A 10873-nucleotide genomic window follows, 5' to 3' on the forward strand; every position below is an offset into this window, starting at 1 on the left:
CCGCCCGGAACCCGGCCTAGAAGGTGAAGGCCGGGTTCACGTGCATACAGGCCGACTCGTCGGCGCCGTTGAGCGCCTTGTCGGCCTCGGGCAGCTTGTCGTCCCGCTTGGGTGCCTTGTACTCCGTACCCTCCCGCCAGTCCCCGCCGACGACCAGGGTCACCCCCGAGACCTCCGTGGACTTCTTCACCGAACTGAGCGGAATCCCCAGGGACTTGGCGACCCGCTGGGCGTCGCCCTCCAGCTCCGCGCTCGGGTAGCGGACGACCGTCACGTCCTCGCTGACGATCACCGAGCCGTCGGCCACGGCCCGGGTGAAGCCCTCCTCCTGGAGCAGCCCGGCCACCGTGCCGGCCCGGCCGTTGGCGGGACCCAGGGCGTCGGTGCTGGTGCCGTTCCGGACCTGCACGCCGATCTCGGCGTCGTCGGCCGCCGGGTCGTCGGAGAGCTTCTCCTTCGCCGGCTTCTTCTTGTCCTTGCCGTCCAGCGCGATGTCCTCGCGCACCAGCCGGAACAGCTGCTCGGCCTCCTCGGTCGGCTCCACCCGCGCGCCCACGTACCGGTTCGGCATCGTGGTCATGGTGATCCGCTCCGGCTCCACCTTGCGCAGCTCGTTGCTGAGGTCGTAGAGCTTCTTGACCTCGTCCAGACCGGGGTCGACGGTGAGCGCGTCGGTGGCCTCCTCGGCGAGCCTGCGCAGCTTCAACGGACTGCTCAGGGTGGCGTTCTCACGGAACTCGCGGACCATCGAGGTCATGTACATGTGCTGTGCCTTGGCCCGGGCCAGGTCGCTGCCGTCCTCGAAGCCGTACCGGGTGCGCAGCCACTGCAGGGCCTGCTCGCCCTTGATCGGGTGCGTGCCCTCCTCCAGCTTCAGCCCCGAGCCGTGGCCCTGGCTGTCGCGGGACTCGATGTTGGCGTCCACGCACACCGGGACGCCGCCGATGGCGTCCGCCATCGACACCACGCCCGAGAAGTCGACCATGACGAAGTGGTCGATGTGGATGCCGGTGAGCTCCTGCCAGGTGGCCACCGTGCAGCCGGGGCCGCCGTGGCCGAGGCTCTGGTTGGTCATCGTCCGGCCGTCGCTCGCCGGATAGACCTGGTTGTCGTCCGGGTCGGTGCACTTGGGGATCTGCACGAGGGTGTCGCGCGGCATGCTGACGACCGACATGTTGGTGCGGTCGGCCGACAGGTGCAGCAGCATCTGCACGTCCGCCAGCGGCGTCGACCCGAAGGTCTCCTTGGCGCCGCCGAGCTTCTGGTTCGCCTCGGTGTCCCGCGCGTCGGAGCCGATGAGCAGGATGTTCAGCGGGGTCTGCCCGGCCGCGTTCGGCGTCGGCGCGGCGACCTTGCTGTCCCCGAGGTTGAGGTCGTCCTGTTTGATGTTGCCGTTGAGGTGCCGGTAGTAGAGGTATCCGGCGCCGGCCGTGCCGACTATCAGGACCGCGAGGACGGTCGCCGACCACTTCAGCAACCGCCGCCCACGCGCCGGCCGCGCCCTGCGCCGCCGGTCCAGGCCCTCCCCGCCGTCGAACGCCTCCGCGCCGCCCCCCTCGGCGACCGGTGCGGCCTCCCGCACACTGCTCTGTGTCACTGCTCGTCCCTCCCCATTCCGGTCGAACCGCCCCACCCTCGCGCCATGTAACGGGGCCTGCCGTACGTCGGTTCAGACGTGCGGCAGGCCCGTCAGGTCAACTCAGAGGCTCAACCGGAGCACTGGACCTTGTCGGCCGTCGACTTCTCCACATCCGGCGCCTTCGCCGTGGAGGAGTCGATCTTGGCTCCCGCTTCCTTGAAGTCCTTGCCCAGGATCAATGTCATCGTCGGCAGACCCTGTGCGTTGAGCTCGCTCTCACCGGGCTTCATCGCGGAACCGGACAGACCGAGGATCTCCGCCAGCCGGCGCGCCTGATCTGCCTGGTCAGGAGCGTACTCCAGGGTCGTCCTGGCCTGTTCCGCGTCCGCGTTGCCGCCGTTCTCCGACTTGTCGACGCCGGCCGAGGTCTGCAGCCAGGTCAGCTCGGTCTGCGCGCTGCCGGAGGGGGCGCCGCCGTTGAGGACGCGGACGCGCACCTCGGAGGCGTCGGACCTGGTGCCCTTCAGCCGGGCCGCGACGGCCGCCTTCTCCTTCTTCTTCTGGTTCTTGACCTCGGTGAACGACACGTCGTTGTTGATCGTGTCGAAGACCTGGGGCGCCGTCACCTCGTTGAGGACGACGGTCGCCTTGACCACCTCGGCCGGGTTGTCCTTCACCGGCACGGTGGTGAACGTGATGTTCTTCGGCGGCACCTTCTTCAGCTCCAGGGCGAGGTCCTTGAGCGTGGACACCTTGCCTATGGCCTTGTCCACCGTGAGCGCCTCGGTGGCCGCCTCGGCCAGCTTCACCAGCTTGGTCGGGCTGGTGAGGGTGTCGCTGGAGGACATCTTGCGCATCAGCGAGCCCAGGAACTGCTGCTGGGCCTTGATGCGGTCCAGGTCGCCGCTGTTGCCGAAGCTCTTGCGGGTCCGCAGGAAGGCCAGCGCCTCCTCGCCCTCCACCGTCGACTCGCCCTTGGGCAGCTTGAGGTGGGAGTCGTCGTCGTCCACGGCGCGCTCCAGGCACACCGTGACCCCGTCCACGGCCGTCGTCAGCGTCTTCACGGCGTTGAAGTCGGCCATCATGAAATGGTCGACCTGGATGCCGCTGAACTCCTTGACCGTCTGCATGGTGCAGCCGGGGTCCCGGCCGCTCTCCCCGAGACTGCGGTTGAAGCGGACGCCCTGCAGCCCGGGGACCGTCTCCTTGGAGCCGTCCTCCAGGGTGGCCTCGCACTCCGGGATGTCCACGATGAGGTCCCGCGGAATGCTCAGCGCGGTCGCGTTCGACCGGTCCTCGGCGACGTGCAGCAGGATGGTGGTGTCGGCGTGCCCGGAGCTGCCCTTGTCGCCGTAGCCCTCGTTGCCGGCACCGGTGCGCTTGTCGGTGCCGATGATCAGGATGTTGAAGGCCTCGTCCTTCTTGAAGCTGCTCGCGCCCGCCGAGCCCACGTCGATCGTGTCGACGTTGCCCTCCAGGTGCTTGAGGTAGAGGTAGCCGCCGGCGGCGGTGGCGACCAGGACGAAGGCCATCGTGCCGCCGGTCCACAGCAGCGCCTTCTTCGCCTTGGACCCCCCGGGCCTGCGCCCGCGGCGGCCCGGCGGCTCCTCGGGCGCCGAACGCCGTCTGCGCGGCGGCGGGACCTGCCGTCCGGGCGCCGCGGGCGCGGCGGTACCGGCGTCAGCGGAAGGCGCCGTACGTCTGGAATCCGCCCCGGGGGCCGCGCGTCTGCGCGGACCGGGCAGCGGTGACTGCGGCGAATGCGGTGACTGCGGTGCGGAATTACTCAGTCGCAGTTCGTATTCGCCGGTTTCCGGATTGAGCACCCATTGGTCTGCGGGGTCGATGTTCTCCGACCGCCCACGGCCTGCGTCCACGGTTGTCCGAATCCTCCGTCGGGAAGGCGACGCGCGGGACTTGCCGCGCGGCCCGATGCACCGGATCGCTCACACTATCCGCACACTTCGGCGTCAAGGGGCCGTCGGTGAGATTTTCCACGAGAGGGCAACCTAACGAGGTGTCCCTACAAGCGGTCAATTCGCTCCATTTCCCTGAACTGACCGCTCACTCAAGGTCACTTGGCGCACTGAACCTGATCGGCCGTGGACTTGTCCACGCCGTCCGGGGTCTTCCCCGACGTCGATCCGCTGAGCGGGACACCGGCGCCCTTGAAGTCCTTGCCCAGGATCAGCGTCATGGTGGGCAGGCCCTGCGAGTTGGTGACGCTCTCGCCGGGCTTCATCGCGGAGCCGGACAGCCCCATGATGGCGGCCAACCGCCTTGCCTGGTCGGCCTGTTCGGGCGCGTACTCCAGGGTCGTCTTCGCCTGCACCGCGTCCGCGTTGCCGCCGTTCTCCGACTTGTCGACGCCGGCCGAGGTCTGGAGCCAGGTGAGCTGGGTCTGCGCGCTGCCGGAGGGGGCGCCGCCGTTGAGGACGCGGACGCGCACCTCCGAGGCGTCGGACTTGGTCCCCTTCAGCCGGGCCGCGACGGCCGCCTTCTCCTTCTTCTTCTGCGCCTTGACCTCGGTGAACGACACATCGTTCTTGATCATGTCGAAGACCTCGGGGGCGGTCGTCTCGTTGACGACGACCGTCGCCTTCACCGTCTCGGCCGGGTTGTCGATCACCGGCACGGTGGTGAAGGTCAGGTTCTTGGTGTTGAGCTTGCCCAGCTCCAGACCCAGGTCCTTCAGCTTGCCGACGGAGTCGAGCTGGGAGTCGACCGTGAGCGCCTCGGTGGCCGCCTCGGCCAGCTTCACCAGCTTGGTCGGGCTGGTGAGGGTGTCGTTGGACTTCAGCTTGCGCATCAGCGAGCCGAGGAACTGCTGCTGGATGCCGATCCGGCTCAGGTCGCCGCCGAAGCCGACGGAGTGCCGGGTGCGCACGAAGGCCAGCGCCTGCTCGCCCTCGATGGTGTGGGTGCCCTCGGACAGCTTCAGATGCGAGTCCGGGTCGTCGATGTCCTTGTCCAGGCACACCTCGACCCCGCCGACCGCGCTGGTCAGCGTCTTGACCGCGTTGAAGTCGGCGACCACGAAGTTGTCCGGCTTGATCCCGGTCAGCTCGGTCACGGTCCGCATGGTGCAGCTGGGCGTACGGCCGCCCTGGCCGAGGCTGGTGTTGAAGCGGACGCCGGGGGAACCGGCGATGTTCTTCTTCGACCCGTCCTCCTGCGTCGTCGGGCAGTCCGGCACGTCGACGATGAGGTCCCGGGGGATGCTGAGCGCGGTCGCGTTCGAGCGGTCCTTGGAGACGTGCAGCAGGATCGTGGTGTCCGCGTGCCCGACGCTGCCGCTGTCGCCGTAGCCGTCGTTGCCCGCTCCGGTGCGCTTGTCGGTGCCGATGATCAGGATGTTGATGGCCTGGTCCTTCTTGAAGCCACCGGTGCTCGCGCCGTCGTCCGGGACGGTGTCGATGTTGTCGTTGAGGTGCTCCAGGTACAGGTACCCGACCCCGGCCGTGGCGATGAGCAGGAAGGCCATCGACCCACCCGTCCACAGCAGGAACTTCTTGACCCGGGAGCCCTTCTTCGCGGGCCGCCGCGAGCGCCGCCCGGGCGGCGGCTCCTCGGGCGCGCCGCGCCGCCTGCGCGGCGGCGGAACCTCACGCTCCGGACGGGGCTCACGAACCGGCGCGGCGGTCCGGGAGGCCCGGGGGGAGGTTCTGCGCGGACCCGGCACCGCCGACTGCGGTGCGGAATTACTCAGTCGCAGTTCGTATTCGCCGGTGTTCGGATTGAGCACCCACTGGTCTGCGGGGTCGATGTTCTCCGCCCGCCCACGGCTTTGCGCGTCCACGGTTGTACGAATCCTCCGTCGGGGCCACGCGGCGCCTTCCCCCTTCAGGCGCTCGGGTCTCGGTCAAACAGTGCGCGACCTGGTGGCCGGGTGCACCGAGGCGCTCACACTAGCCGCCCTCTTCGACCTGGAACGACGCCGGTGAGAAATTCCACGCCCCTACAACCGGTCAATACGGATCATTTCCCTGAACAAAGGTTCACCGCTTTGGTGAGCGCTTTACCCACAGGTGTCCTGTGCGGCGGTGTTGCCGCGGAAAGTGGGCGCGGGGGAGGAGGCCCTGGGGGAGGAGTCCGCCTTCTCGCCACTCGCCTCCGCGCGACCCTTTTGACTGACTTCGACGGGCGTGTCGGTCCGCAGCCGCTCGAACAGGCGCTCGGCCTCCGGTTCGACGAGCTGGTCGCGGTTGGCGTTGTAGACGTACGACTCCCGCGGGACGGTCAGAAACTGCACACGTTCGGTGGGGATGTCGCGTACGCCACGGACGAGTTCGTACAAACCGCGCAAACTTGCCAGCTCGGGGTCGGTGGTGAGCGACGAGGTGGCGGCATCGAGCACGGGGTACAGCCGCACCGGGTTCAGCAGTACGTCATTGCTCTTCACCTTGTTGACCAGGGCGCCGAGGAACCGCTGCTGGCGGTCCATGCGGTCGGTGTCGCTGCCGTTGCCGAGGGTCTTGCGGGCGCGCACGTACCCGAGCGCCTGCTCCCCGTCGAGCTCGACGCGCCCGGCGGGCAGCCGCAGCTTGGCGTCCTTGTCGTTGATGGGCTTTTTCAGGCACACCTCGACCCCGCCCACCGCGTCGACCACCTTCTTGAACCCCTGGAAGTCGACGACCATGTGGTGGTCGATCCGTACGCCGGTGAGCTTCTCGACGGTACGGATGCTGCACGCCGAACCGCCCATCTCGAAGGCGTAGTTGAACATCGCGAACATCGGCTCGGTACGGCTCCCGCCGGGCCGCCGGCACGACGGTATGTCGACCATCAGGTCCCGGGGCAGTGAGACGGCGGTGGCGCTGCGCCGCCCGGCCGACAGGTGCAGCAGGATCGTGGTGTCGGACCGCTCGGTGCCGGAGTCCCGCCCGTAGCGGCGGTTGCCGTCGCCGGCCCGCGAGTCGGACCCGATGAGCAGGATGTTCTGCGCGTCCTTCACCAGGGAGGTCGGCCGCTCGCTCTCGTACCGGGCGAGCTCGGCCGCCGCCGCGCTGTCGGGCGTGATGTTCCCGTCGAGCTTCACGTAGACGGCCCACCCCACCCCGAGGGCCGCCAGCACCAGTACACCCGTTCCGATCCCGATCCCGCGGACCCAGCGCCGTCGCCGCCGGCGTATGAGCCCCACTCCACTGGCGCGGGCCCCAGAAGTCTCGCTCACGACTAGGTCCACCCCTTCCCTGGTCTCCACCACGACGATGCCGCGAAAGAGCCCCGGGGGCAGGGTCCAACTAAGCCGAACGGGTGACCCTCCTTGAGCCCGTCCGACGTGGTTGCTTCTTCAGCCCGTCCGGCGATTGAGGACAAGGCCCGCCCCCTTCCCCCCACCCGCAGTTCGAAGAGGTGGCCCGCCCCCTCAGCCCGTCCGGCGTGTGAGGACAAGGCCCCTCAAGGGCCGACGGGGGTCCGGGGCGCAGCCCCCGGGGTCGGGACGGGAAGGGGCGGCGGGGGCGAAAACCCCCCACCTCACCGCACCACGGCAGTGACCCGCTCACTCTCGATGCGCTTGGCCAGCGCCTCCTCGCCCAACTCCCCGAGATGACGGCACAACACCACCGACCCCCCGGTGGCCAACGCCCCGTACAGCCCCGCGCGAAGCCCCTCCCACGTATCGAACTCCAGCCCGGACAGAATCCGAGCCCCCGGCCCGGTCAGTCCCAGCCCCGCCGCCGCATCCCGAGCCCGCTCGACGACCTCCGCCCCCGTGAACTCCCGCCCGGCCACGATCAGCGCGGCGTCCTCCGGATCCACCGGAGAGAACGGCACGAACCGATCCCCCTGCCCCGGCACCTCCACCGCGTAGTCCACGAACCCCTCCGGCACCTGGGGGAACCGCCCGCCCAGCGGCCGCAGGGCCAGCGCCACCCGCTCCCCGCCGCACGCCCGCGCGGCCTCCAGCGAGTCCGGCCCGCTCACCACCACGTCCGCGGCGCCCGCGTCCCCGGCCACGTCCGCCACGACCCCGACGGACGAACACGCCAGCAGCCACACCGCCGTCTGCCAGTGCGCGGGCAGCAGCAGGGCGACCCGGTCACCGGGCCCGGCACCGAGATCCCCCTGGAGCAGATTCGCGGTCTTGGCCACCCAATTGGCGAAGGTGGCCACGGACAATTCGACCCGCTCGCCGGTCGCGTCGTCGTAGAAGGTCACAAGGGGACGCCCGGGGTCCGCGGCGAGCGCGGAACGCAGCAGGTCGGCAGGGGTGCGATCGGTGGCAGTCACCCGAGTCAGCGTACGCGCGCGCCCCGCCCCGCACTTCCGGCGCCCACCACCGGTTCGGCCGAACGCGGCCCGACGACCCGTCAATTCCGCGATAGACAGATTTGTATGACTATGTCCAACATCAGGGGCATGCGTGGATTCCTTGCCTCTTCGATCGGTGTCACCTGCGCGGCCGCTCTGGCCCTCCCTCTGACCCCAACCGCCGTCGCGGCGTCCATCGGACCCGCGTCCACCGCGGAAGCGGCCGCGGCGGAAGCGGCCACGATCCCGGCCGGCAGTCCGTCCCCCGGGCACACCGAGTCCCTCCCCCTCCGCCCCCTCAACTCCACCCGGGCGACACCCGCCGCCCCCGGCGTCCCCGACCAGGGCCTGACCCGCCGGGACGTACACCGCTTCTCGATGGTCGGCGTCGTCTGGGACGACCCCGACGTCGAACTCCGCGGCCGGGTCGAGGTCCGCACCCGGGCGGCCGACACCGGCGACTGGTCCTCGTGGCAGGACGTCGAGACCCACAACGCCGAACACGCGGCCGACCCGGACACCGCCGAACGCGCCTCCGGCCGGGTGCGCGGCGCCACCGCCCCCCTGTGGGTGGGCGACTCCGACGGAGTGGAGGTGCGCGTCCGCGCCGAGTCGACGGACAAGACCGCCCCCGTACTCCCCGAGGGCCTGCGCCTGGAACTCGTCGACCCGGGCGCCGAGGAGCCCGTCGCCCCCGCCACCCGCCCCGCCGCCCGTTCCGTCACCGGCGCCGCCGCCCGCTCCGCCGTCCTGCCCGCGGAAGCCCCCGAGTCCACCACCCTCACCGCCGGGACCGCGGCAGCCTCCGCCGCCAACGCCGAACTCGCCCCGATGGGCGCGCTGGAGATCCCCGAACTGAGTCCCGAGGGGACCCGCGAGGAACTGTTCGCCCTGCGCGGCGCCCAGCTGACGGAGGCCCAGCGGGCCAAGCCGTACATCGGCCCCCGCCCCAAGATCGTCACCCGCCGCGGCTGGGGCGCGAACGAGTCGTGGCGGGAGAAGAAGTTCGTCTACACGACGAAGGTGAAGGCGGCCTTCGTGCACCACACGGCCTCCGGCAACGGGTACAAGTGCTCGCAGGCGCCCTCCGTCATTCGCGGTATCTACCGCTACCACGTGGTGAGCATGGGCTGGCGGGACATCGGCTACAACTTCGTCGTCGACAAGTGCGGAAACATCTACGAGGGCCGTGCCGGTGGCGTGGCGAAGGCCGTTCTCGGCGCACACACGCTCGGTTTCAACAGCAACAGCATGGGGATCGCCCTCCTCGGCAGCCACGCCAAGGCGAAGCCCTCCGCCGCCTCGGTGACGGCCGTGGCCAAGCTCACGGCCTGGAAGCTCGGTCTCTTCGGCGCCAATCCCAAGGGAAAGACATACCTGAAGTCCGGAGGTGGCAATCTCTACGCAAAAGGTAGGAACGTACGACTGAATGTGATCTCCGGCCACCGTGACGGTTTCGCCACGGAGTGCCCGGGCGCGCAGCTCTACAAGAAGCTCGGCTCAGCCCGTTCGACGGCGGCCGACCTCCAGGGCCGCTGACACCGGGGAGCCGCCGGACGACCACATGCACCGCCATCGGGGGGAAGGCGGATCAATGACGAACGCCGCACTGCCGTCGAGGGCACCGGACACGGTCCGCGCACAACGGTCTGCATACACTGACCGGCCGAAACACAGTTCGGCCGGTCCCGGCAGGAAGCGGAGACAACAGGTGACAGAAGCGATCCTCCTGGTCGGCGGCAAGGGCACACGACTGCGTCCGCTCACGGTGCACACGCCCAAGCCCATGGTCCGGGCGGCCGGGGTCCCCTTCCTCACCCACCAGCTCGCGAGAGCGAGAGCGGCGGGCGTCGACCACATAGTCCTGGCCACCTCCTATCTGGCCGAGGTCTTCGAGCCGTACTTCGGCGACGGGGCGTCGCTCGGACTGCACATCGAGTACGTCACGGAGGACGAGCCCCTCGGCACCGGCGGAGCGATACGCAACGTCGCCTCGCGCCTGCACTCCGCCCCCGACGACCCGGTACTGATCTTCAACGGAGACATCCTGACCGGCCTGGACATCCGGGCCCTGGTGGACACCCACCGGCGCACCGAGGCCGATGTCTCCCTGCACCTGACCAAGGTGACGGACCCCCGGGCGTACGGCCTGGTCCCCACGGACGAGACGGGCAGGGTGACGGCCTTCCTGGAGAAGCCGCAGACCCCCGAGGAGATCGTCACCGACCAGATCAACGCCGGCGCCTACGTCTTCCGGCGCTCGGTGATCGACGCGATCCCCGCCGGCCGCCCGGTGTCGGTCGAGCGCGAGACCTTCCCCGACCTCCTCTCGGCCGGCGCCCACCTCCAGGGCATGGTCGACTCCACGTACTGGCTGGACCTGGGCACGCCCGCGGCCTTCGTACGCGGTTCGGCGGACCTGGTCCTCGGCAGGGCCCCGTCGCCGGCGGTCCCCGGCCGCTGCGGCGACCGCCTCATCCTCCCGACGGCCAGGGTCGCCCCGGACGCCAAGCTGGCCGGCGGCACGGTGGTGGGAGAGGGCGCGTTCGTGGCGCAGGGCGCCCGGGTCTTCGGCAGCACGATCCTGCCCGGCGCGGTGATAGAGCCCGGCGCGGTCATCACCGACTCCCTCATCGGCACAAGGGCCCGAGTAGGCGAACGCTCCGTCCTGACCGGCACGGTCATAGGCGACGGCGCGGTAGTGGGCCCCGACAACGAACTGACCATCGGCGCCCGAGTCTGGTGCGACGCCCAAATCCCCCCAGCCGCCCTCCGCTTCTCCCCGGACCAGTAGCCACAGCCTCTTCCGGCCCGTCCGGCGTCCTTCCAGCCCGTCCGGCGTTTGAGGACAAGGCCTCTTCAGGGCCGAAGCGGGGGTCCGGGGGCGCAGCCCCCGGGGTCGGGACGGGAAGGGGCGGCGGGGGCGAAAACCCTCACGGGCCCCCTCACGGGCCCCCTCACGGGCCCCCTCACGGGCCCCCTCACGGGCCCCCTCACGGGCCCCCTCACGGGCCCCCTCACGGGCCCCCTCACGGGCCC

At 70.0% G+C, this 10873-nt stretch carries 7 protein-coding genes; 2 read left to right on the top strand and 5 right to left on the bottom strand.

Going from position 1 to position 10873, the window contains the following annotated elements:
• Nucleotides 1–16 precede the first annotated feature (16 nt).
• The 5 genes from ABT296_RS17705 to ABT296_RS17725 all read right to left on the bottom strand — a co-directional run bounded on the left by ABT296_RS17705 (nt 17) and on the right by ABT296_RS17725 (nt 7813).
• Nucleotides 17–1597, bottom strand: coding sequence for an LCP family protein (locus ABT296_RS17705; RefSeq protein WP_502977272.1), 1581 nt, complete (start codon nt 1595–1597; stop codon nt 17–19).
• Nucleotides 1598–1707: 110 nt separating this feature from the next.
• Complete coding sequence (locus tag ABT296_RS17710; protein ID WP_351928169.1) at nt 1708–3456, bottom strand: LCP family protein; 1749 nt, start codon at nt 3454–3456, stop codon at nt 1708–1710.
• 197 nt (nt 3457–3653) lie between these two features.
• Entirely contained in the window at nt 3654–5378 is a 1725-nt protein-coding gene (locus tag ABT296_RS17715) for an LCP family protein (RefSeq protein WP_351928171.1), read from the bottom strand.
• A 219-nt stretch (nt 5379–5597) separates the two neighbouring features.
• On the bottom strand, nt 5598–6752 hold the full coding sequence (locus ABT296_RS17720; protein ID WP_351928173.1) for an LCP family protein: 1155 nt from the start codon (nt 6750–6752) through the stop codon (nt 5598–5600).
• A 305-nt stretch (nt 6753–7057) separates the two neighbouring features.
• Nucleotides 7058–7813, bottom strand: coding sequence for a TIGR03089 family protein (locus tag ABT296_RS17725; protein WP_351928175.1), 756 nt, complete (start codon nt 7811–7813; stop codon nt 7058–7060).
• 129 nt (nt 7814–7942) lie between these two features.
• Between ABT296_RS17725 and ABT296_RS17730 the strand changes: the two genes are divergently transcribed.
• Together ABT296_RS17730 and manB are read left to right on the top strand one after the other, a co-directional pair.
• On the top strand, nt 7943–9373 hold the full coding sequence (locus tag ABT296_RS17730; RefSeq protein WP_351928177.1) for a peptidoglycan recognition protein family protein: 1431 nt from the start codon (nt 7943–7945) through the stop codon (nt 9371–9373).
• A 172-nt stretch (nt 9374–9545) separates the two neighbouring features.
• Nucleotides 9546–10628, top strand: coding sequence for a mannose-1-phosphate guanylyltransferase (manB, locus tag ABT296_RS17735; RefSeq protein ID WP_351928179.1), 1083 nt, complete (start codon nt 9546–9548; stop codon nt 10626–10628).
• The last annotated feature ends 245 nt before the right edge of the window (nt 10629–10873 follow it).

Origin of the sequence: Streptomyces sp. NPDC000983 (assembly GCF_040299205.1) — a bacterium.
In the GTDB taxonomy this organism is placed as follows: domain Bacteria; phylum Actinomycetota; class Actinomycetes; order Streptomycetales; family Streptomycetaceae; genus Streptomyces.

Bases quoted from the DNA above. Each gene is read 5' to 3' on its own strand.
- ABT296_RS17730 (WP_351928177.1), top strand. From the start codon at position 7,943: ATGCGTGGATTCCTTGCCTCTTCGATCGGTGTCACCTGCGCGGCCGCT.